The sequence below is a fragment of the Polyangium jinanense genome, assembly GCF_028435265.1.
Lineage (GTDB): Bacteria > Myxococcota_A > Polyangia > Polyangiales > Polyangiaceae > Polyangium > Polyangium jinanense.
Genome location: NZ_JAGTJK010000005.1, coordinates 410698 through 433106 on the forward strand (window position 1 = coordinate 410698; position 22409 = coordinate 433106).

Annotated in this window: 18 protein-coding genes; 9 read left to right on the forward strand and 9 right to left on the reverse strand. The window is 68.7% G+C overall.

What is annotated here, in order from left to right:
* The first annotated feature begins 66 nt into the window (after positions 1-66).
* Positions 67-705 carry a tRNA (guanine(46)-N(7))-methyltransferase TrmB gene (trmB, locus tag KEG38_RS14820; RefSeq protein WP_272420086.1) on the forward strand — a complete coding sequence of 213 codons (639 nt, stop codon included), beginning with the start codon at positions 67-69 and terminating at the stop codon, positions 703-705.
* Here the strand turns inward: trmB and KEG38_RS14825 are convergent, their stop codons facing one another.
* Positions 706-2742: a serine/threonine-protein kinase gene (locus KEG38_RS14825; RefSeq protein ID WP_272420087.1), complete on the reverse strand. Its 2037-nt coding sequence runs from the start codon at positions 2740-2742 to the stop codon at positions 706-708.
* Between the two features lie 100 nt (positions 2743-2842).
* Between KEG38_RS14825 and KEG38_RS14830 the strand changes: the two genes are divergently transcribed.
* Together KEG38_RS14830 and KEG38_RS14835 are read left to right on the forward strand one after the other, a co-directional pair.
* The gene (locus tag KEG38_RS14830) at positions 2843-4201 is read left to right on the forward strand and encodes a metallophosphoesterase (RefSeq protein WP_272420088.1); all 1359 of its coding nucleotides are present in this window, start codon (positions 2843-2845) and stop codon (positions 4199-4201) included.
* Positions 4202-4233: 32 nt separating this feature from the next.
* On the forward strand, positions 4234-4779 hold the full coding sequence (locus KEG38_RS14835; RefSeq protein WP_272420089.1) for an outer membrane protein assembly factor BamD: 546 nt from the start codon (positions 4234-4236) through the stop codon (positions 4777-4779).
* Between the two features lie 138 nt (positions 4780-4917).
* Here the strand turns inward: KEG38_RS14835 and KEG38_RS14840 are convergent, their stop codons facing one another.
* Positions 4918-5124, reverse strand: coding sequence for an HP1242/YdcH family protein (locus KEG38_RS14840; RefSeq protein ID WP_272420090.1), 207 nt, complete (start codon positions 5122-5124; stop codon positions 4918-4920).
* A 291-nt stretch (positions 5125-5415) separates the two neighbouring features.
* Here KEG38_RS14840 and KEG38_RS14845 point away from each other — a divergent pair, with 291 nt between their 5' ends.
* Positions 5416-6579 (forward strand): outer membrane protein assembly factor BamD, encoded by a 1164-nt coding sequence (locus KEG38_RS14845; RefSeq protein WP_272420091.1) that lies wholly within the window; start codon positions 5416-5418, stop codon positions 6577-6579.
* Positions 6580-6751: 172 nt separating this feature from the next.
* Here the strand turns inward: KEG38_RS14845 and KEG38_RS14850 are convergent, their stop codons facing one another.
* Positions 6752-7963, reverse strand: a complete 1212-nt coding sequence (locus KEG38_RS14850) for a vWA domain-containing protein (RefSeq protein ID WP_272420092.1) — start codon at positions 7961-7963, stop codon at positions 6752-6754.
* A 415-nt stretch (positions 7964-8378) separates the two neighbouring features.
* Here KEG38_RS14850 and KEG38_RS14855 point away from each other — a divergent pair, with 415 nt between their 5' ends.
* The 3 genes from KEG38_RS14855 to KEG38_RS14865 all read left to right on the forward strand — a co-directional run bounded on the left by KEG38_RS14855 (position 8379) and on the right by KEG38_RS14865 (position 11678).
* A complete protein-coding gene (locus KEG38_RS14855) occupies positions 8379-9980 on the forward strand; it encodes a hypothetical protein (protein ID WP_272420093.1) in 1602 nt (533 codons plus the stop codon).
* A gap of 78 nt (positions 9981-10058) precedes the next feature.
* A complete protein-coding gene (locus tag KEG38_RS14860) occupies positions 10059-10418 on the forward strand; it encodes a VOC family protein (protein WP_272420094.1) in 360 nt (119 codons plus the stop codon).
* A 12-nt stretch (positions 10419-10430) separates the two neighbouring features.
* Complete coding sequence (locus KEG38_RS14865) at positions 10431-11678, forward strand: hypothetical protein (RefSeq protein WP_272420095.1); 1248 nt, start codon at positions 10431-10433, stop codon at positions 11676-11678.
* Between the two features lie 345 nt (positions 11679-12023).
* On the opposite strand, the gene KEG38_RS14870 is transcribed toward KEG38_RS14865, so the two are convergent.
* The 3 genes from KEG38_RS14870 to panC are packed head-to-tail and all read right to left on the reverse strand — an operon-like array spanning position 12024 to position 15033.
* Positions 12024-13436 (reverse strand): YecA family protein, encoded by a 1413-nt coding sequence (locus KEG38_RS14870; protein ID WP_272420096.1) that lies wholly within the window; start codon positions 13434-13436, stop codon positions 12024-12026.
* Between the two features lie 30 nt (positions 13437-13466).
* Positions 13467-14132, reverse strand: coding sequence for a dTMP kinase (gene tmk / locus KEG38_RS14875; RefSeq protein WP_272420097.1), 666 nt, complete (start codon positions 14130-14132; stop codon positions 13467-13469).
* Positions 14125-15033, reverse strand: coding sequence for a pantoate--beta-alanine ligase (gene panC, locus KEG38_RS14880; protein ID WP_272420098.1), 909 nt, complete (start codon positions 15031-15033; stop codon positions 14125-14127). Before panC ends, tmk begins: the two co-directional genes overlap by 8 nt.
* Before the next feature lie 120 nt (positions 15034-15153).
* On the opposite strand from panC, the gene ppk1 reads away from it, so the two are divergent.
* Complete coding sequence (ppk1, locus tag KEG38_RS14885) at positions 15154-17400, forward strand: polyphosphate kinase 1 (RefSeq protein ID WP_272420099.1); 2247 nt, start codon at positions 15154-15156, stop codon at positions 17398-17400.
* 120 nt (positions 17401-17520) lie between these two features.
* On the opposite strand, the gene KEG38_RS14890 is transcribed toward ppk1, so the two are convergent.
* Together KEG38_RS14890 and KEG38_RS14895 are read right to left on the reverse strand one after the other, a co-directional pair.
* On the reverse strand, positions 17521-19833 hold the full coding sequence (locus tag KEG38_RS14890; RefSeq protein WP_272420100.1) for a peptidylprolyl isomerase: 2313 nt from the start codon (positions 19831-19833) through the stop codon (positions 17521-17523).
* Positions 19830-20393, reverse strand: a complete 564-nt coding sequence (locus KEG38_RS14895; protein ID WP_272420101.1) for a YdcF family protein — start codon at positions 20391-20393, stop codon at positions 19830-19832. Before KEG38_RS14895 ends, KEG38_RS14890 begins: the two co-directional genes overlap by 4 nt.
* Positions 20394-20526: 133 nt before the next feature.
* On the opposite strand from KEG38_RS14895, the gene KEG38_RS14900 reads away from it, so the two are divergent.
* The gene (locus KEG38_RS14900) at positions 20527-21360 is read left to right on the forward strand and encodes an MBL fold metallo-hydrolase (protein ID WP_272420102.1); all 834 of its coding nucleotides are present in this window, start codon (positions 20527-20529) and stop codon (positions 21358-21360) included.
* A gap of 398 nt (positions 21361-21758) precedes the next feature.
* On the opposite strand, the gene KEG38_RS14905 is transcribed toward KEG38_RS14900, so the two are convergent.
* Positions 21759-22394 (reverse strand): hypothetical protein, encoded by a 636-nt coding sequence (locus tag KEG38_RS14905; RefSeq protein WP_272420103.1) that lies wholly within the window; start codon positions 22392-22394, stop codon positions 21759-21761.
* Positions 22395-22409: the final 15 nt, after the last annotated feature.

The window sequence follows — 22409 nt, forward strand, 5'->3', positions numbered from 1 at the left end:
GACCATACCGACCCCGTCAAAGGCCCGCTACCCATCCGGCCGACGTTGTGCTTGTTTGCGCCCGCCATGGTATTCCGGCCGCGCCCCAACCATCCGTACGCTCACGCCGCTCGCTTTCCGGACGAGGGCCCGGTCGACATCGGCTCGATCCTGCCGGGCGAAGGCCCCATCGAGATCGAGATCGGCCCGGGCCGCGGGGGTTTCGTCTTCGAACGCGCGGCGGCCGCGCCGGATCGCCGGCTGCTCGGGCTCGAGATCCGGCTGAAATGGTCGTCGGTCGTGGACGAACGGCTCAAGAAGCAGGGCCTCGGCGCGCGTGCGCGTGTGCTCAACGCGGATGCGCGCGAGGCGCTCTCCCGGCTCGGCCCGGATGCCTCGATCGACACGTTTTTCATGCATTTCCCCGATCCCTGGTGGAAGAAGAAGCACGCGAAACGCCTCGTCATGGGGCCCGGTCTGCTCGACTCGATCGCGCGGCTCTTGCGCGACGGCGGCGAGTTTTACGTGCAGACGGACGTCGCGGAGCGGGCCGAGATGTACGAAGCGCAGATCGGCGCGCACGAGGCGTTCGAGCCGAGCGGAGACGAGCCGGGTTCGGCGCGGATGGCCGAGAACCCGTACAACGCGCGGAGCCCGCGCGAGCACCACGCCATCGCGGATGGGCTGCCCGTGACGCGTTTGCGGTACCGCCGTCGTCCGCGTTGACTAATTCAGCTTGAAGGCCGCCCGCGCGACCTCGCCGGCCTTCACCGGCACGGCCTGCGACTGCGAGGCGCCGCCGCCTTCGGGCTTGCACGTGATGCGCGCGGTGCCTGCGTTGACCACGGCCTCGACGGGCGTGGACCCGTAGCCGACGCCGTTGATCGTCACGTTGCAGAAGCCGCCTTTCGACGTGACACGCACCTTGCCGCTGCCGCCGCCGCCTCCGCCGCCCGCAGTGCTCGGGCTGCCCGTGCTCGCGACCGCGGTGCTGTTTGAATCGGCCTTCACGAGCCGCTCCTGGATGACCTTCGTCTCGCCCTGCTCGGCGGTGAACGTGATCGTCTTCGGCACGTAGCCCGAGAGCTGGAGCACGAGCTTGTGCTCCTCGCCCGCGGAGAGCCCTTCGAGCTTCTCGACCACGCCCTTCAGTTGCTTGTTGTCGAGCCAGACCGTCGCGGGGGGATCGATTTTCAGCACCACCGTGACCGATCCGGTCTTCATCACGGCCTGGATGGCGCGCAGGGGCGCCTGCTCCGTCAACGTGATCGACTCGCGGTGCGCCTCGAAGCCTTCCTTCGTCAGCTTGATCTTGATCTCGCTGTCGAGCGGCAGCCCCTCGATCTTCGCGGGCGTCACCTGCTTCTGCAGCTCGCCGTTGATCCAGATCGAGCAACCCTCGTCCGCGCCGCACTTGACGTCGAGCGCGCCCTTCGTCTCCTTTGCGCGCACCGCCTGCGCCTTCTCGGCGTCGGCGCGCATCTGCGCTTCGCGTTCCGCGGCCTGCTTGCGCATGTAGAAGAAGCCGCTCACGCCGGCGGCCACCACGGCGGCGAGCGCGATCCAGAGACCCACGCTCGATCGCTTCGGCAGCGGCGTCGCGCCCGTCGCCGACATGCCCCCGCCCGCCGTCACGATGCCCTCGTACATCGAGGGGCTGTGCTGCAGGGCGATGATGTCGGCGAGCTGCTTGACGTCCTGCAGCGCCTCCTTCTGCTGCTCCAGTTTGTCCTGGAACAGGGACTGCATCCACTGCGTGAGGCTGATCTGCGAGACCGGGATGCGCTCCTCGCGGACGAACGCTTCGAGGTCGCTCTGCATCTCGCGCGCGCTCTGGTAGCGATCCTCGCGCTTCTTCTCGAGCGACTTCATCACGATGCGCTCGAGCGCGGGCGGGTAGCCGGGTTTGACCTGGCTCGGGCGCGGATACTCCTTCTCGCAGATGAGCTTCAGCGTCTCGAACTCGCTCGATCCCTTGAAGAGCCGTTTGCCCGTGGTGAGCTCGAAGAGCAGCACGCCGACCGCGAAGATGTCGCTGCGCCAATCGACGTCGCTGCCAGACGCCTGCTCGGGCGACATGTACGGGACTTTGCCCTTGAGCTGGCCGTCCTTCGTGTCCTCGCCGACCTGCGAGCTCGACTTGGCCACGCCGAAGTCGACGATCTTCACGTCGCCCGAGAACGTGCAGACGATGTTCTGCGGCGAGATGTCGCGATGCACGATGTGCAGGAGGTTGCCCTCGAGGTCGCGCTTCTCGTGCGCGTAGGCGAGGCCCGCGCAGGTGCCGAGGCCGATCGCGACGGCGTGCTCGAGCGGGAACTCGGTGAGGCCCTTCTTGCGCATCGCGCGGACGATGGAGCGGATGTCCTCGCCGTGGATGTGCTCCATGGCGATGAAGTACGTCCCGTCGACCTGCCCGACGTCGAAGGTCTGCACGATGTTCGGGTGCGACATCGTCGCGGCGACGCGCGCCTCGTGCAGGAGCATCTCGATGAACGCCTGATCGTTGTTCATCGAGGGCAAGATCCGCTTGATGACGATGAGCTTCTCGAAGCCCGCCACCGAGCGGTGCAAGGCGAGGAAGATCTCCGCCATCCCGCCGGCCGCCAGCCGACGCAGAAGCGTGTACTTGCCGAACTGGCGCGGCAGGTTCTCTTCAGGGAGCGAGGCCAGGTTGATCCCCGCGTCGTCCTGTGGCTCTCCGCCCGCGCGCTGCACCATCCCGTAATCCCGTCTGTCCGTAAGGTTACGGCGCAGCATCATGACATGGTAGCTCGTGGTGTCGACGGATTCTTCCACCCGCGCGCCGTCGCGCCCTCCGTCCCGGCGGCACGCCCTCCGGCTAGAAATGAGCGCAAGATCCATGCTAGGCAGCATCGTGACCCCGCCGCATTCACCCCTGCGCGCTCTGCCTCGCATCACCCTCGCGCTTTCCATCACGGCGGCGCTGCTCGGGGCCTCGACCTCCGCCGATGCGGCCTCGATCCGGAAGGGTCCGTACCTGCAAGCGCTCGGCCAGGCGGCCGTCACGATCAAGCTGGAACTCTCGACGCCGGAGCCGGCGACGGTCCTCGTGACCGGGCCGGCAGGGTTCACCACGTCGAAGGCGTCGGCGTCGGAGAAGCGCTTCCACGCGATCCGGGTCGAGGGGCTCTCGCCCGCGACGACATACGCGTATCGCGTGAAGATCGGCGACGTGGAGAGCAAGCCCGTGGATTTCACCACGGCGCCCGCGGATGACCGCCCCTTCAAGTTCGTCGCCTACGGCGACAGTCGTTCGGACGCCGCAGCGCACGCGGCCGTCGCACGGGCCATCGAAGCCGCGCCCGGCGACTTCTTCGTGCACACGGGCGACATGGTCCAGGACGGCAACAACGAGGCGCAGTGGCAGGAGTTCTTCGGCATCGAGGGCAAGCTGCTCGCGAACCGGTGCATCTTCGTCGCCGTCGGCAACCACGAGCTCACGGCGCCCGATCCCACGGGGCAGGTGAACTTCCTCCGGTACTTCGCGGCGACCGAGACGGACGGCCGGGAGCGCCCGCACCTCTACGGCTCGTTCCGCTGGTCGAACACGCGGTTCTTCCTGCTGAACGCGATGGATACGTGGACCGGCGACGAGAAGGAGTGGCTGCGCGCGGAGCTCGCGAGCGCGCTCGACGAGCCGGGGCTCGTGCATCGGATCGCGGTGCTGCACCACGGGCCGTTCTCGAGCGGCTACCACGGCGGCAACGCGCGCCTCGCGTCGCAAGGGATCATCCCGATGCTGCGGGACAACAAGGTCGAGCTCGTGATCGCGGGGCACGACCACGTCTACGAGCGCGGCGAAGGGCAGGGGCTCAAGTACATCGTGTCGGGCGGCGCGGGCGCGCCGCTCTACCAGCAACGCAGTCGCGCGCCGGGGATGCAGTACTTCGAGTCGGTGCATCACTTCCTCGAATTCGCGGTCGACGGCCCCGAGGTCCAAGTCCTCGCCCGCCGCGCGAGCGGGAGCGTGATCGAGCAGTGCAGCTACCGGGGGACGGAGAGCTGGTCCTGCAAGTCCGACGAGAAGAAGCCCGCCACCGCCGCCACGCCCGCGACGACCCAAGCGAGCACCGCTTGCGCCTGCGCCGTCCCGGGGAGCACGACCGGGAATGCGGGCGGGGCCGCGGCGCTCGTCGCCCTCGCCGCGCTCGGGGCCCTCGGGGCCAGGCGCCGCGTTTCGTCCGCGGGAGATACTTGATCACCGGCCGAGCCCGGGGATATCGTCCCGCCATGCGTAGGTTTTCCTCGCTCGTCTCGACCGCGTCCGCGTTGGCTCTCCTCGGCAGCGTGCTGCTCGGCTGCGCCACGTACCGTCAGGATCTGGAGCGGGCGCAGAAGCACTACGAGGAGAACCAGTACGAGAAGGCGCTCGCGCTCTTCCGCGTGCTCGAGCCCGACATCGACTCGCTCTCCGACGCCGAGCAGGCGAAGTACGCATACCTCCGCGGCATGACCGACTACCGGCTCGCGGGGCTCTCGCTCGCCGCGAACGTGCCGGGCGGCGTGGCCGATCCGAAACGCGGCTACCGCGACAACGCGCGCCACTGGCTCGCCGTCGCCGCCGCCATCGAGAAGAACACGCCAGGCGGACTCACCGGCGACGAAAAGAAGCGGCTCGAAGACGCGATGTCCGATCTCAACAAGGACGTGTACGGCGGCGTCGAGAGCGTCGACGACAAGGCCGAAGGCACGAAGAAGCCCGAAGACGCGGCCGAGAAGAAGGAAGATCCCAGCGCAGCTCCCGCGGCCCCGGCCCCGACGCCGGCGCCGAAGTAGAGCTCGCCGAGGCCCGAAACGCAGAGAGCGCCGCATCGGCCTCGCCGATCGGCGCTCTCGTTCGTTCGAAGGGCCCTCTCTCGTGATGGGGGCCGAGGCTCGTTCCGGACGTTTCTCTCGTGTCCGGTCGCCCTCAGGTCAGGACGTTCTCTGGCGGAGGGCGTGAATCTCGTCCTTCGCCTTGAGTTTTTGCTTCTTCAGCTCGGCCATCTCGAGCTGCTCGGAGGGCGTCAGGTACGCGTGTCGCCCGAGCTCGGCGAGGCGCTCGTCGAGCTCACGATGGCGCATCTCCGCATGGTTCAGCCGCTCGGCATCGGAATCGGTCTCGGTCACCCGCTTCATCATGCCCACCTCCTGGTGAGGGCTCCCGTTGCACTGCTGCGATGAGCCCCGTTCGCTGGTCCATCATCGAGCCGGCCCCCGAGGACGGGGAGCCGCGCGCGATGGTTTCAAGGTACCTTAGGACGAGCGGGCCCGGATCCCCTTTCCGCGTGGCTCATGTGCTTCTTCATTCGACGTTTTCCACTCGGGTCGGGTTCGTCCTTGTCGCCTCCGGCCGCCAAACGCGACGCGTCGGAGAGGTGGTCTCTCGCGATGGAGACACGAGAAACCAGGGCTCGAACGGTTGGGGTAGGAATGTTTTTTTTCACGGAGGCGCGTACGTGCCTCGCTCTCGCTCTCGCTGGCTTGCTCGCGGGGTGTGGTTCGTCCGGACCTCGGCCCGAGGTTCGAACGCCCGCGCCGAAGGCTGAGGGCGGACCCACGATCGAGGTCTCGCCCGTCGTGGTCTCGCCGTACGCCGAGGCCGAGCTCGTGCAGGAGTTCGAGCGGGCGAAGGCGCTGCTCCTCGGCGGGAAGTTTCGCGAAGCCGCCGAGGTCTTCGACAAGCTCACGCGGTATGCGCCCGACGGCGAGGTCGGGGCGGCGAGCCTCTACAACGCGGCCGTCGGGTACGAGGCGCTCGGGGAGCGTGAGGCGTCGGCCGCGCGGCTGCGGGAGTTTTTGCGGCGCTTTCCGGGCCACGCCCTCGAGCGCAGCGCGCTCTTTCGTCTGGGTCGAGCGCTCGCGTACCTGGAGCGCTGGGCCGAGCTCGTCGCCGTGTCGGAGAAGCTCCTCGCGCGGCAGGACCTCGCGGTGCTGGAGGTGATCGAGGCGCGTGGGGCGCGGGCGCTGGGGCTCGTGGAGCAGGACCTCGTGGAGGAGGCGGCGCGTGAGGTCTCGGTCGCGCGGGACCTCGTGGAGCGCGAGCGTCTGGGCGAGGCGGGCAAGCCTCCGATCGAGCTCGCGCAGCTCTGGTTCGCGGTGGGCGAGGTGCGGCGGAAGCGGAGCGAGGCGATCAAGTTCGAGCCTGTGCCCCCGAACTTCGCCGAGACGCTCGAGAAGCGCTGCCAGGGGCTGCTCGATGCGCAGGGGGCGTACACCGAGGCGATGCGGAGCCTCGACGCGCACTGGTCGGCGATGGCGGGCTACCGCGTGGGTCAGCTCTACCAGGAGCTCCACCGCGACGTGATGCGGGTGCCTCCGCCCGCGGCGGCGGACACGGTGCGCAAGCGGCAGCTCTTCGAGGGGGCGATGCGGCTGCGCTACCGCGTGCTCCTGGAGAAGGGGCTCAAGATGATGGAGGGGACGGTGCGGCTCGGGGATCGCACGGGGGAGGCGTCGGCTTGGATTGGGCGGGCGCGGGAAGCCGAGCGGGCGCTCGAGCGAACGCTAGCGGACGAGAAGGCGGCGCTCGAGCGGCTCCCGTTCACCGAGGACGAGCTCCGGGAGGCGCTCGAGGCGTTGAAGAAGAAGCCCTAGAGCATCGACCGGTTCGATGCTCGGAAGATCGCGAAGCGATCTTCCCTCAGGGGGTGAATCGTCCGGGCTTTGCCCGGACGAGAGGGGGACGCGAGGCGTCCCCCTCGGGACAAAAGAGCTAGAACATCGAGCGGTTGTAAACCGATCGATGTTCTAGCAGCCCGGCGAGCCTTCAATGAATGTCGGGCTTGCAGCCGAAGAAGATATCGAGCTTGCCGTCCGGATCGGCCTGGACGATCTGGCATGAGGCGGGGCAAAGCATGATCTTCTGCGGTTTCTTCGGATCGTCGTAATACCAGCCGGGGCCCACGCCGCAGTCGGCCACGCCCTTGGCCTGGGGGATCTCTTTTTCGATGCCCCCGCCGTTCGTGTGCTTGACCGTGGCCTTGTCGAGCTCGAGCGGCGTGCCCCCGGACGGCTCGGGGACGATGTACTCGCAGGCGACGGCCTTCGAGCGGATCTCCGTCATCTTTTGCGCGAACTGCGACACGTTCGCGGTGACGTCGTACGATTTCGTGGTCCCGCCGGCGGCGGCGATCTGGTCGAGGTTCAAGACGCTCGCGCCGTTGATGGCGACGACGTACGTCTCGACGCCGTTGTAATCGAGGGCGGCCTTCGCCAGACTCGAGATGCTCGGGATGTCGTTCTGGTTGCCGGGGCAGCTATTGGGATCGCCGTCGCTCGCGAAGACCAGGATGACCTTGTGGCTCGGGTGCGCGTCCTTGTAGGCCGTCGCATTGAAGAGCGCGCCTTCGAGCGCGCCGTACATCGGCGTCGAGCCGCCGTTCGGGCTCTCGCCGTTGATCGACTGGACGAGGGCCGGCGTGTTCCCGGGCAGGGGCCCGATCGGGACGGACAGGTCGTCGTAATGGTGGTAGTTGCAAACGAGCCCGTCGGGCGGGGTATCCACGGGGAAATACAGGATACCAACGTTGATCCCTGCCGAGGCCGGATCCTCCACGAATTGCTTGACGGCGGCCGTCGCGCCGTTCCAGTTCTGGCCGTACATGCTGCCGGAGCGGTCGAGCAGGATGACGAGATCGAGCTCGACGGGCTCGGCTTTTCCACCGGTCTGGGCGCAGGCCTCCTCCCCGCCTCCGCCGGCGCCCATCATGCCGCCGTCGAAATCGAACATGTCGCCGCCCGTGCCGGCGGCGCTGCCCTGATCCGAGCCTCCGCCGCCACCTGTGCCGGTCGTCTCCTCCACGCCGTTCGTGGCATGGCCCTCATGGCCCCCGGAGGCGCTGCACGCGAGGCCGAGCGAGGAGACGCAGAGCGCCGCGAGGGCGCAGAAAGTCTTGGGGCTCTGGCCGCCGAATGCGAGGAAGCGCCCCAGAGGTCCGACCTGCGTTGTGCTCGTAATGCGGGATGCGCGGAAAAACATGTTTACTCCTGGGAATCTGGAGAAAGACGACCATCCGCTCGGTGCCTCGTATCCATCACCGATCGGGGAGCTTTGCGTCGCCGGAAGGCCGTGATCTCGAATCATTCGAGGCGCTCGGGGGGCGACGACGGAGCAAGAACGATGTATACGGCACGGACGTGCGCGGCAAGCACCCACGAATGGAAGATGGGTTTCGACGAGGGCATCGAAGCAGCGGCATTCGTCGAAATGATGGCCTTACGGAGGCTGGATCGCAATCGGGGGACGTCTGATTGCGATCTCGAACGTGCAATTTGGAAAAACTGGTGCGTCGCGGCTATACACGCCGTTCCGGACAAGGGTGCGCCGTCGCGCCGCACGGGCGAGGATTCGCGCCTCGCTGCGGCAGAGAGGTAGGTCGACGATGAGGGAATGGATGAATTGGGGGCGCATTCTCGCCTTGTCCGTGAGCGTCGTCGCCGCGGGCTGCGCACAAAAGGCGTCTGATGCCGCGCGTGGAGAGGGCGGTCGCGGCGAAAACGGCGAAGGCGGCGCGGGGGGCCAAGGCGGCCAAGGCGGCGCCTCCCTCGGGGCCACGGACTGCCCCTTGGATTGCTCGCTCATCGACACGCCGCCCTGCCTCGCGTCCGTCTGCGACGCGGAGAAGAAGCGCTGCGCCATCGTCCCGCGCCCCGCCGGGACCTCCTGCGAGGATGGGCTCTTCTGCACCGTGGGCGATAGCTGCCAGGACGGCGTTTGCGTCGGGGGCGGGCAAAACGACTGCGGCATCAAAGCCGCGACCTGCTCGGTCGTGACCTGCCACGAGGACACGGCCTCCTGCGACGAGGGGCCCGCGCTCGACGGAGCGCCTTGCGTGTCGAGCGACGCGTGCACGGTCTCCACGACCTGCAAGGGCGGCGCCTGCGTCGGGTCGCCGAAAAGCTGTCACTTCGCGCCCGTGCCCGACGATTGTCACGTCGCGGTCTGCAATCCGCAGACGGGCGCCTGTGAACCCGTCCCCGGCAACGAGGGCCTCGGTTGCGAGCAAGGCGGCGACCCGTGCTTGACGGGCAAGACCTGCGCCGCCGGCGTTTGCCAGGGCGGAGGCCCGAAGGACTGCGCGAGCGCCGCGGACGACTGCAACACGGGCGTCTGCGACGCGGCCACGGGGGCGTGCGTGGGCGTGCCGCGCGGCGCGGGCCTTTCGTGCAGCGAAGTCGTCGACGAGTGCAATACGGGGATGTGCGACGCGTCGGGTGTTTGTCAGAGGGTGCCCACGCCGGGCGTGGCCTGCGCGTCCGCCAAGAACGACTGCAACGACGGCGTCTGCGACGCGTTGGGCGCCTGCGTGGCCGTGCCGGTCAACGAGGGCGGAGCCTGCGAGGATGGCAACGCGTGCACGCTGGGCGAGACGTGCTCGGCGGGGTCGTGTACGGGCGGCAAGGCCGAGGGGTACGTCGTCTACCTGCACGAGACGTTCGCGGACAACTCCGCGGGCTGGACGCTCGAAGGCGAGTGGCAGATCGGCCCCGCGAAGGCTTCACCGGGCAACGCCTCCCACGGCGCCGAGGACCCGGCCACGGACCGCACCTCGACGGCCGACAACGGCATCGCGGGCGTGAGCATCGGAGGGTATGCGGCTGAGGCCGTTCACCCGCCGGCGTACCTCGTGAGCCCTCCGATCGACACGAGCGGCACGGGCTCTTTGTGGCTCTCCTTCTACCGCTGGCTCAACAGCGATTACGGTCCGTACATGACGAACACCGTCGACGTCTTCGACGGGAGCGCGTGGGTCAACGTGTGGAACTCGGGCGGGCCGCCGGCGATCAAGGACGCGGCGTGGACGCTCATGACATACGACCTCACGGCATACCGAAACCCGGCGCTGCGTGTGCGTTTCGGCTTCGAGGTGGGCAACGGCGGCGTGTTCACGGTGTCGGCGTGGAACCTCGACGACGTGACGATCGCGAATGCCGTTTGCGAGGTGGTGGCGGACCCGCCCGCGCCGGAGCCTGGGCCCTCCTCGGCCACGCACTGACGGGCGTTTGTCGGGGGGGCTTCTCGGGCGAAGGAATTCGTGGCGACATGGTTCCTTCGCTCGGGTAGGATGCCGCCCATGATTGACCACATCTCGATCGGCGTTCGTGATCTGGAGAAGAGCAAGGCGTTTTACGCGGCTGCCCTCGCGCCCCTCGGTTATGCGGTGATGATGGAGTTCCCCGGCGTGCTCGGGCTCGGGGAAAAGGGCAAACCCGATTTCTGGCTCGGCGCGGGGGAGGTGGGCTTGCGCCAGCACGTCGCGTTCGTCGCCGCGGATCGCAAGACGGTCGACGCGTTCTACGAGGCCGCGATCCGCGCCGGAGGCAAGGACAACGGTGCGCCGGGGCTTCGGCCGCAGTACCACCCGAATTATTACGGCGCGTTCGTCCTGGATCCGGATGGGCACAACATCGAGGCGGTCTGTCACACGCCGTGACGGGACGGGCGCATGAGCGATGCGAGCGCCCGGCACCATCGTCGTAGGTGGCTCGCCATCGCCGGCGCCGTCTCGACTGTGCTCATCGTTTCCCTCGGCGTGATCTCGTTCTGGCCTGGCGGCGCCGCGCAGGATGGGCCGAACGACCCGAGCGACGCTGGCGACGCATCCGCGTCAGCGCCGCTCGGAAGCGCCGCTTCCGGCTCCACCGACGTACCCGACGCGTGGAGCGACGACGCCTTCGATTGCAAGCCCTGGGAAATGATCGCGGGCAACCGCGACGAGCGGACGATCCTCTTCTTTCGAAACGAGTCCTTTCAGGAGCCGTACTACCACGCGTACATCGCCGCCCACCTGGATGGTCGAGCCGAACGCCAGCTCGTCCTCACGTCGCGAGGATACCCGCGCGGGACGGCGGACCCGAGCGCTCTGCATACGCCCGAATCTCGGGCGATCCTGGCCCGGCTGGAGGGGCTGGCGAAGCGGTTCCACCGCGTGGGCGCGTGGCTGCCCTATCTCGCGTTCGGCGCAAAGGACGGGGAGAGCGCCACCACCTGGTATGTCCGGTTCGACGAGGATGGCGGCGCGGAGATCGAGACGGGACACAAGGACTGGAGCTGGGTCCGCATGCCCGGGTCTCCGGACTTCGTTCCCCGTCCGCGGGACCTCCAGGATCCACGGCGCGTAGTCGAGCGTTTACCGGTCGTCTCCTACAAATACGACGATCACCGGACAGCCCATTTGTCGGAAGGGACAGGAGACGTTTGCTTTTTCTGGGAGGCGCCGCCCGCTGCGCGCCGCAAGCTGACTTGTTCCAACGGGATCCACACCCCGTCGGTCCTCTGTGACCGCGGGATCTGTGGTCTCTTCACCAAGAGCAGCGGTTTGCTCGAGTTCTCGCTGGTCGACCAGCGAAGCGCGCAGATCCTGGCGGATGGGTACGTCGACGGCATCGCGCTGGATGCCCACCTCGGCCTGGCCGTCAACGACACCGGCCTCGCCGCGATCTCCTATACGTATTCGAAAGGAAGGACGACCGTCGTGGATACGCGAACCGGCATCGTTCGCCGAGGTCGCGACCATCGCTCGTCCGTGTCTGCGGCGAGCGTGTGGCTCGACGATCATACGCTCATCGTGTGTGAGGACGACGGACGGGGCAGGTACCGCATCGCACCACTGTCGCTCGACGACGAGGGGGCCTGGGAGGTACGCAAGCCGGACCGATGGCGGCAAGCGGATGTGGGCGGAGGCTCGCGCTGATCCCCATGGCGGGCGCCGCGCGAGGCGCCTTCGCGCGGGTCTGCCCGAAGGCGGCGCGTGACGAAGGAGGCTTTGGCGTCTCCGTCCATGTGGCGGGACGCGCTCAACGGGGTTCTGCGCAGTCCTGCCACATGGCGGGGCGTGCCGAAGGCGCCTTCGGCGTCTCCGTCCATGTGGCGGGACGCGCTCGCGGGGGTTCTGCGCAGTCCTGCCACATGGCGGGGCGTGCCGAAGGCGCCTTCGGCGTCTCCGTCCATGTGGCGGGCGCGCTCGGAGGAGCGTCCGGGCGTGTCGGGCAAGATCCGGCGAGGGGGGGCGATCGGTGACGACGCGGTCGGCCTTCTCTCAGCGGTCGCCGCAGCAGCGTTTGTATTTCTTCCCGCTCCCGCAGGGGCACGGCGCGCTTCGCGCGGGGCCCGTCTGCTGCTCCTTCGCCTCCGCCGTGCGGAAGTCTTTCAGCCTGCGGCGGTCTTGGCGCAGGAGCGTGAGCGCGTAGTCCGGCTCGTAGGGGACGCGGACGGCGGCGATGTAGTCGGCGGGCAGGTAGAGCTCCTCGGGCTTCGCGCGCGCGAGCCACGGGAGCGCCATGACCATCACGGGCAGGAGCTCTTGCTCTGCCACGTAGCACCCATCGATGAGGAGCAGGGCGGCGCGCGCGAGGTCCCGCGGCACGTCCGCGGCGTCCTTGAAATGGTAGGGCGACGAGGAAGGGGCGCGCTTTCCGACGGTGACCGCGAGGTCGGCTCCGACCTTCGCGAGCCGATCGGGGAGATCCGTCGGGTCCTCGTCATCGGAAAGGAAGATGTTCGTGAGCGCCCTGCGCACGGACGCGAGATGGCTCCTGCCCTCCGGCAAGGGCGCGCTCGGTGAGAGCGCTTCTTTCACCTCCGCACGCAGCGCCGGGTAGCGGAGGCCGATCGCCGCGAACGTGAACATGCTGTCGGCGACTTCGACGACGTTGTCGGCCTCCCCATGTGCCTTCTTGTAGTGCGGGAACAGCTCCTCGCCGAGGCGCGCCGCACCCCAGAGGCCGCGGAACGCGTTGCCGACCAATCCCTGCGAGACGGCGGGGCGCGCGTACGCGCACTCGGACATGGCCTTGCGCGCGGGCGCCGGCAGCTCCTGATAGGGCGCCTTGCCGTCCATCGCGGCGAGGAGCGACAGGTGCCCGAGCGTCCACATCCGGCACCAGAGCCCGTGCAGCGTCTCGTCCCAGCGCCGATGCAGCTTGCCGTTCTTCGGCACCTCGCGGAGCAGGAGCTCGCGCATGTGGTCGACCGCCTTGGCCTCCTCGATCATCCACTTCAAGAGCTCGAGGGCGAGGAACGGTTGCCACACGGCGATGCCCTCGAATTGTTCGCGCGTGAGCCACTGCCCTCGCTCGTAGAGCGCGCGCATGAGCTCCGTCGCGTTGCCCGTCGAGTTGAGGAAGCGGTCCGTGCGCTCGCGCCACGTGATGACGTTCTCCGTGATCGCGTCGAGCCGCTCCCGCGGGATGACGTGGAGGTTCCTGACGCCCATGCCCGCGCCGAGGCACGTGACGAACTTGCCGCCGCGCGTGACGATGAGGAACGGGCCCTTCTCGGGATCCGCGAGCGAGATGGCCACGCGCTCCATGCCCTCCGGGACACGCGCGGTGTTCAGGATGTGCCGCAGGAGAGGATCGTCGCGGTAGAGCGAGAGGGCGACGTCGAGGTGCGGCACCGAGAGCCGGTCGAGCCGCAAAAGGAAGTGATGCGCGTGTCCGCTGAGAGTCATGCGAAGCTCGCGGTCAAGCTCGTGATTCGATCAGGGGCCCTCGCCGACGTAGGGTTCGAGCGCGCGAACGATCGCCGCGGTCACGGAATCGACGTCGCCGTTGCCGTCGACGTGCACGAGCCGTTCGCCGCCGATGATCGCGTCGGCTTCGAGGTAAGCGCGGGCGAGGCGGGCCTGGAGCTCCGGCTCCTCGAAGAGCTCGCTCGCGCCGCCACGAGCACGCCTGCGTTGCGCGGCGACGTCCGGATCGACGTCCACGACGACCGTGACGTCGGGCTTGAGCGCGTGGCGGTTGCAGTGGCGAATCCAGGCGATCATGTCGGCGCGCGCGGCCTCGTCTTCGATGCCGATCGACTGGTAGATGATGCTCGAGAGCTCGTACCGATCCGAGATGACCACGTAGCCGTCGCGCAGGTGCGGAGCGACCTCGGCCTCGATGTGATCGAGCCTGTCCGCCGCGAAGAGCAGCGCCATCGTGGTATCGCGGTGCCTCGAAGGCAGGTTCACGCGCTGGGTGAGCACGAGCCGGAGCAGCGAGCCCATCGGCCCGCCGCTCGGCTCGCGCGTGACGTGCGCGAGCCTCCGGCGTCCTCGCAAGAACGAGCCGTACCGCGCGGCCTGCGTCGTGGTCCCCGCGCCGTCGATGCCCTCGAAGACGACGAACAGGCCGTCGTTTCCGTCCTCGCCTTCACGCATGGCGTTCCTCGTCTCCTTCCTTCGGAGTGGTCGTGTCGAGCGGGATCGGGTCCTCGCCGAGCACCAGGTTGTCGATGAGACGCGCGCCGCCGATGCGGATGGCGAGCGCGAGCAGCACGCGATCCGGCGTGTGTTCCTCGGGGCCGAGCACGGCGAGCGTGTCCGCGTCGGCCACGTCCACGTAGTCGATCGAGCTCGCGACGGGCGCGACGTGTCCACGCGCGAGCGCCGTGAGCATGCCGGCACGGCGCTCCCCCGCGGCGAACGCGCGCGCCGCGGCCGAGAGACCTCGCGGGATGGCGAGCGCCTGCGCGCGCGCTTCTGCCGAGAGATACGCGTTGCGCGACGACATCGCGAGCCCGTCCGGCTCGCGCACGGTCCGCACGCCGACGACCTCGACGGGCAGGAAGAGATCCCGCGTGAAGCGCTCGATGACCTTGAGCTGCTGGTAGTCCTTGCGGCCGAAGAGCGCGATGGAAGGTCCTACGAGCGCAAACAATTTCGTGACGACCGTGGCCACGCCTTCGAAGTGGCCGGGCCGGTGCACGCCGCAGAGGCCCGCGGCCGTGGCGCCGACGTGCACGCGGGTCTCGTCGCCGGGCGGGTACATGTCGGCGGGGGCCGGCGCGAAGATGCCGTGCGCGCCCGCCTCCGCGCACTTCTTCGCGTCGCCTTCGAGGTCCCGCGGGTAGCGGGCGAAGTCTTCGTTCGGCCCGAACTGCGTGGGGTTCACGAAGATCGAGACGACGATGAAATCGGCGTGCTTTCGGGCCTCCTCGATGAGCGTCTGATGCCCGCGGTGCAAGGCGCCCATCGTGGGAACGAGGCCGACGCGCGCGCCGCGCTGCCGGGCCTCGTCACACGCACGCCGGAAGTCGAGAGGTGCGCGCCAGATCTCCATGGCGCGCCCACGCTAGCAGAAAGGGCACGCCACAAGGAACCGACCGACCTCCACGGCGCTCGCTTCTCTCGGGGTCGATCGACTGACCCAAGCGATCGGGTAGGCTAGACTGAGTTCATCGTGACGTTCGAGACACCTTCCACGCCCGATGTCGCAGCTCGCCACTCGTCCCTGGTCCCGGCCGCGGGCGACTCGGATCCCCTGCAGTACCTCAATCGCGAGCTCTCGTGGCTCGAGTTCAACGCCCGTGTCCTCTCCGAGGCCGGCTCGATGGAGGTGCCGCTCTTCGAACGCCTCAAGTTCCTCGGCATCTTCTTCTCGAACCTCGACGAGTTCTTCATGGTGCGCGTGGCGGGCCTGCAGGCCCAGACGCACCGCACGATCACCGAGGTCCCGCCGGACGGCATGAAGCCGCAGGAGCAGCTCCTCGCCATCAGCGCGCGGGCGCACGCGCTCGTCGACAGCGCCTACCGGCTCTGGAACACGGAGATGCTGCCGGCGCTCCATCGCGTCGGCGTGCGGATCGTGCGACCCGAGGAGCTCGACGCGGCCGAGCTCGCGGCGCTCGACGAGCGGTTCCGCACGGACATCTTCCCGATCCTCACGCCGCTGGCGATCGATCCCGGCCATCCGTTCCCGCACCTACGCAACAAGAGCATCAACCTCGGCATCATGTTCAGCCGCGAGCACGAGGGCGAGGAGCCCGGCTTCGGCGTGATCCAGGTGCCGCCGATGCTGAGCCGCCTCATGCGCGTGCGCGTCGACGGCTGCGGCCGGGCGTTCGTGCTGCTCGAGGACGTGATCGCGCGTCACGTAAAAGAGTTCTTCCCGGTCTCGCGCCTCCGCGGGACGTACCCGTTCCGCGTCACGCGCAACTGGGACCTCGAGATCGACGAGGAAGAAGGCGAGGACCTCCTCGAGACGATCCAGGCCGAGCTCCGGCGCCGCGATCGCGGCAACGCCGTGCGCGTGGAGATCGGCGTCGGCGGCGGCGTGGGCGCGAGCGTGCAGCGCCTCTGCCGCGCGCTCGGCATCGATCCGAACCTCGACGTCTACCGTATCTCGGGCCCGCTCAGCATCGCGGATCTCGTCTCCGTGGTGGGCGAGGAGGATCGGCGGGATCTGCGCGACGAGGTCTTCACGCCGCAGGTGCCGGTCGCGCTGCGCGACGTCGAGGATCCGTTCGCCGTGATCCGCGAGCGGGACGTCTTGTTGCACCACCCGTACGACTCGTTCGAGCCGGTGGTCGAGTTCATCTCACGCGCGGCCGACGATCCGAACGTGCTCGCGATCAAGCAGACGCTCTACCGCACCGGCGGCGACTCGCCGATCGTGAAGGCGCTCGCGCGGGCCGCGGAGAACGGCAAGCAGGTGACGGCGATCGTCGAGCTCAAGGCGCGCTTCGACGAGGCCTCGAACATCCAGTGGGCGCGTACGCTCGAGCAGAGCGGCGCGCAGGTGATCTACGGCCTGCTCGGGCTGAAGACGCACGTGAAGGCGCTGCTCGTGGTGCGGCGGGAGAAGGACAAACTCCGGCGCTACGTGCACCTCTCGACAGGCAACTACAACCCGCACACGGCGCGTCTCTACACGGACTTCGGGCTCTTCACGGCGAACCGCGAGCTCGGCGAGGACGTGACCTCGCTTTTCAACCTGCTCACGGGCTACAGCGCGCCGCCGAAGTGGAACCGGCTCGTGGTGGCGCCGCTCGGGCTGCACGAGGCGATCCTCGGGCTCATCGCGCGCGAGACCGAGCACGCGCGCGCCGGTCGCAAGGCCGAGATCGTGGCGCAGATGAACGCGCTCGTGGACGTGGACGTGATCGACGCGCTGTATTCGGCGAGCCAGCACGGCGTCGACATCCGGCTCTTCGTCCGCGGCATCTGCTGCTTGCGTCCCGGGATCCCGGGGCTGTCGGAGCGGATCCAGGTGCGCGCGCTCATCGACCGATTCCTCGAGCACAAGCGCGTCTTCCGTTTCGCGAACGGCGGGAGCGAAGAGTTTTACTTCTCGAGCGCGGACTGGATGCCGCGGAACTTCCACCGCCGCGTGGAGGTGCTCGTGCCGCTGCTCGATCCGGCCGCGCGCACCCGCGCCGAGGACATGCTCGCGACGCTCGAGGCCGACACGGCGAAGACGTGGACGCTCAACGCGGACGGCAGCTACACGCGTGTCGCGACGCCCGCGGGCGCGACCCCGGTGCGCTCGCAGCAGCGGTTCATGGAGCTCGCGCGCGAGCGGCCGAAGCCGGCTGACGTGCTCTCGCGGGGCGGCCGGTTCCACATCTTCCAGGTGGGCCACGGCGAGGGCGGCGACGAGCTACGCCGCAAGAACGGCAAGAAGAAGAAGCACCATCCTCCGTCTTAGTCCCGAGGGGGACGCCTCGCGTCCCCCTCTCGGCCAGGCATAGCCCGGCCGATTCACCCCCCGAGGCTCGCTCGCTGCGCGATCGAGCAGAGCGCCTGTTCGGCGCTCTACGAGGGTTTTTCAGGGTTTGACGGAGACCTTGTGCACGAGGTCTCCGTCGACGAACGAGCTCCACGCCCCCGTCGCGCGGCCGATCCACGCGTACTGACCGTCGAGGTGCGGGTGCCTCGCGTGCATCACGAAGATCTGACTCGACCCGGTGTCGCGGCCCGCGAGCGCGACGCCCACGGTGAGCGGATCGAACGCGATCGGCGAGGTCTCGCAGCGCAGCGGTGCCTTGCCCGTCGGTCCGCCGTAGCCGTCGCCGAAGGGCGCGCCGAGCTGCGTCACGAAGCCCGGCACCACGCGGTGCACGACCATCCCGTCGTAGTAACCGGCGCGCGCGAGATCCACGACGCGCGTGACGGCCACCGGCGCCACGTTGGCGTCGAGCACGAGCGAAGCCTCGCCGACGTCCGTCTCCAGGGTGAGCGTCACCGTGCCCATCGCGCGCGCATCGAGCTCCGGCGGCTTCGGCCCGCCGCCCGGCGGCGCCTTGCAGGACGTCACCGGTTTGCCCGAGACGAGCTCGATCGCCTTCTCCGCGCGCTTGCGGAGCTCGGGCCACGAGGATCGGCAGAGCTCTTCGAGCCGCGGCTGCGTCTCCTTCAAGCCGAGCGCGCCTGCGGCCTCGATCATCGAGTTCACGTGCTCGGGATCGTTCTCCACGTCGGCGCGACCGAGCGCCGCCACGATGGCTTTTACGATCGCGGGCGAAGGCGCGCGCGTGACCGTTTCCTCCGCGGCCTGTTCCTCGTCGCCCTTCTTCTTCTTGCCCTTCTTCTTTCGTTTCTCGGGCTCGGCCGCGAGGTTCGGCTTCCGCGCGATCACGCCGGCCGCCGTCGACACGAGGCCCGGCTCCGGCGCTGCGAGCGCGGCTTCGAGCAGCGGCCCTGCCTCCTCCGCGAGCTCTTCGTGCGTCGGGAGAAGCTCGATCGCGGCTTCGCGCGCGCGCAGATCGCCGCCCTTCGCGTGCGTGAGGAACACCGCGCGTCGTGAGCCCTCGATCGGCGCGCGATCCAGCACCTTCACCATCGCCCGCGCGCCGATCGATCCCGGCTGTCCCGGAGCCTTCGCGCCTGCGTCCGCGGCGTCGCCCGTCGCGAGCGCGGCCGTCACGTCGCACCGCGTGAGCAGCGGATCCCGCACGTCGGCGCCCGCGAGCGCCGTCGCGGCGCTGCACCGGATCCAGGACAACCGCCGCAGCACCGTGACCGGCGCCGAGGGAGGGGGCTCCATCGTGGCCAGATCCTTGAGCCACTTTTTCGCCTTGGTCGTCGGTTCGAGCGCGTCGAGCGTGGCGAGAAGCACGCCGATGTCCTCGCCGAGCGCGGTGAGCGCGACGGCTCCACCCGGCGGGATGAGCGCGGGCAACGTGGACGCGAGCATGGTTTGTCCAGCCGTACCGAGCCGACGGAGCGCGCGCGCGGCCTCCGCGCGTTCGGCCGCCGTGAAGAGCGTCGCCCCGCCGAGCACACGTCCGAGATCCGCCGCGGCCTCCGGGCCTGCACGACCGAGCGCGCGGACGGCGAAGATCCGGTACGGGCCGGGCTCCGCGAGGCGCGCGCCCGCGACCTCACGCAGGCGCGCCGTCACCGTGTTCGGCACGTTTTCGAGCCGGCCGATGGGGAAGAGCCCCTCGGGCGCGGGCGGCGACGACGCGCTCCCCGCCGCGAGGTTGAGCAGCGCCGCGAGCGTCTCCTCGCGGAGCCGCTCCTTCACCGCGGCGAGATCTCCCAGCGCGAACGCCGCGGCCGACGCTTGCGCCTCCGTGCCCGAGAGCCACGCGACCAGCGTCGGCTCGCTCTGATCGGCCCCGCAGCGGCCGATGGCACGTGCGATCGCGATGCGCGGCTCGAACGTTTCGCTCTCTCGTCCCTCGACCGGCGCGGTTTTCGCAGGCGGGTCCTCCTTCACATCGCCGATCGACAACGACCGCGCCACGAGCGCCGTGACCGTCGCCTTGTCGCCCTTCGTGCACGACGAACCGAGCCCGTAGGCCGCCCACGTGACGACCTCCGGATCCTCGTCGGCGAGCGCGCGCAAGAGCCCCGGCTGCGCGTCCGCGCCGCCGATCCGCGCGAGCGCTCGGGCCGCCGCGCGCCGCACGGCGACATCACGGTTCTGCTGATCCGAGCTCGTGATCTCCGCGGCCGCGCGCCGATGTTCCGCGGCGAGCAGCGCTTCTTGCCGCTGCTTCGCTTCCTCCACCACCACGACCGCCGCGTCCGATCCTGCGTCCGTGCTCGACGTCGTGGGCTCGCCTCGGCTGCACGCGCCGAGCGCGGCGACGACGCCGATCACGAGGCCTCGCCTCGTTCCCTCGCACTTCATCGAGCGTTCTCCTCGGCGTTTTTCGCGCCGGACACACGGGGACCGGGCCTCGGCACGGCGCGAACGAGCGCGTGCGCGCGGCGGAGGGCGCGTCGATCGAGCCACGTGCAAACGAGCTCGTGCCCGCGTCGGTACACGCGTCGGAGGGCCCCGGCACGCACGCCTTCGGACGGCAGCGGCCACGCATCGACGCCCACGCGGCGAAAATTCTGGATCGCGCGCTCCACGTGCCACGCGCACGTCACCACGAGCACCCGCCGCGCTTCTCGCCGACGCAGGATCTCCGCCGAAAACACCGCGTTTTCGTGCGTCGTGAGCGACCAGAGCTCGGTCGTCACGGCCTCTTCCGGCACCCCTGCACGGACCAGCGCTCGGCGCAAGGCTTCCGCTTCGATCTGTGCGCCCCAGCGACGCCCGCCACTGGTCACGATGTGGGGCGCGACACCCGCCAGATACGCTTCCGCGGCCTTGGCTGCGCGGCGCGCCGCGGCGGTCGTGAGCCGACCCGACGGCAGCACGCGGCATCCAAGGACCACGATGGCATCTGCGCGATCCGACATCGGGCCGACGATAGCCGAACCGACGCCGCTCGCCAGAAAGTCGCGTAAGGGCCACCTCTCGCTTGACGTTGCGCCCGGAAGGCATTTATCACGGGGAATCGGACCAAGGGCGGGGGCCGGAAGGGCGATCAGGATGCGACTCAAGATGTGGGGTGTCCGCGGAAGCATCCCCACGCCCGGACCCGACACGGTCGAGTTCGGCGGCAACACGAGCTGCTACGAAGTGCGGGCCGGCGAGACGTTGATCATCCTGGACGGGGGCACGGGTCTGCGCCTCCTCGGGCAGAGCCTTCTCCGGGAGATGCCTTTCGAGGCGTGGATGTTCTTCAGCCACGTCCACTGGGATCACATCCAGGGCTTCCCGTTCTTCACGCCAGCCTTCGTCCGCAAGAACACGGTCCACCTTTTCGGCGGCCTCAACGTCTCGCGCACGCTCGAAGAGACGCTCGCGGGCCAGATGGACTACCCGAGCTTCCCCGTCCATCTCTCGGAGATGGGCGCGAACATGACCTTCCGCGACCTCTACGAGGGCGAGGTCGTGACGATCGGTCGCAAGCAAGACGTGCGCGTCTCGAACGCGCGCGGCAACCACCCGAACGGCGTCTACGCGTACCGCATCGACCACGAGGGCAAGTCGATCGTGTACATCACGGACTCGGAGCACTACGCGATCGTGGATCCGAAGCTCCGCAAGCTCTCCCAAGGCGCGGACATCCTGATCTTCGACGCGATGTACACGCCCGAGGAGTACGCGGGCGAGGTCGGCGGCGGCCCGAAGACGGGCTGGGGTCACGCGACGTTCGTCGCAGGCTGCGAGCTCGCGATTGCCGCGGGCGTCAAGCAGCTCATCCTGCACCACCACGATCCGCTCCAGACCGACGCGATGGTCCGCGAGAAGGAGCTCCGCGCGCGGGAGCTCTTCCCGAACACGATCGCGGCGAAAGAAGGAATGGTGATCGAGATCTGAGGGAGCGCCGGGGACGGTTTTCCCTTGGAGGTCGAACAATCGCTCTCACCCCAGCTCTGCTGAGCATGGGTCTCATCTGGGTGGCGCTGCGCTGGGGCGTTGCCCCAGGCCCCACCAGGGGCTGTCCGCCCCTGGACCTGGACCAGCGCAAGCGCTGGACCCGGGGTCGATGAACTGCGCTCCGCGCAGTTCATCGAACAGGCCGAGGAACGACCCCTGCCAACCAAGACAGCCGCGCTGACCGTTCGACTGGCAACGTTGTCCCTGGTCTTCCAACGGGCCCGTTGGAAGAACTGCGCATCGCGCAGTTCTTCCACCTCGAGTCCAGCGCTTGCGCTGGTCCGGGGTGCAGGGGGTGGACAGCCCCCTGCTGGGGTGCGGGGCAAAGCCCCGCGCATTCAGCGCTCCACTTTGCTCAGGAGCGCCGCCATCCACGCCTCTTCTTCCGCGACGAGCTGCAACGTTTTTTCGCGCGTGGAGGCGCGAACTTCCTCGATCGGAGGGTCTTCGTCTGGGTTGTGGTAGGCGCTCAGGAGCCCGAGCGATGTGAGCCACTCGAGATCGTCGAAGTTGGCGCCGATCTTGCGCAAGAAATCTGCAATGACCAGCGTCAAGAGCTTGAAGTGGCCCTTGTATGGCAGGCCGAGGGGACGGATTGGCGCCTCCTTGCTGATCCAGAGCGACGCGGTTGCCGCGAGGGCTTGCGCGGCGATGGCTGGCTCGTCTGCGAGGATCTCGACGACGTCGGCGATCATGGTGAGCGCTTCTGGATTGCCGAGGGCCCTCATGCCTTTGCCTTCGAAGTGCCGCTGTTCGATCTCGGCCGGCACGACTGTCGCGCGGAGCGCGGCTTGTCCGTCGTGGGGTTCCCATATGGGCGAGATCTGGATGCCGGCTGCGCGTGTTTCGGTCCGGAGGTTCACCGTGTGGAGCAGGATTGCGCGTGCGTCGTGCATCAGGTGGTCGACGTCTGGGAGCGCGTAGCCCTCTGGAAGCTCGAGGAAGGCGCGGCCGGAGGCGGTATCGAATTCCATGCGCCCTTCTACCAC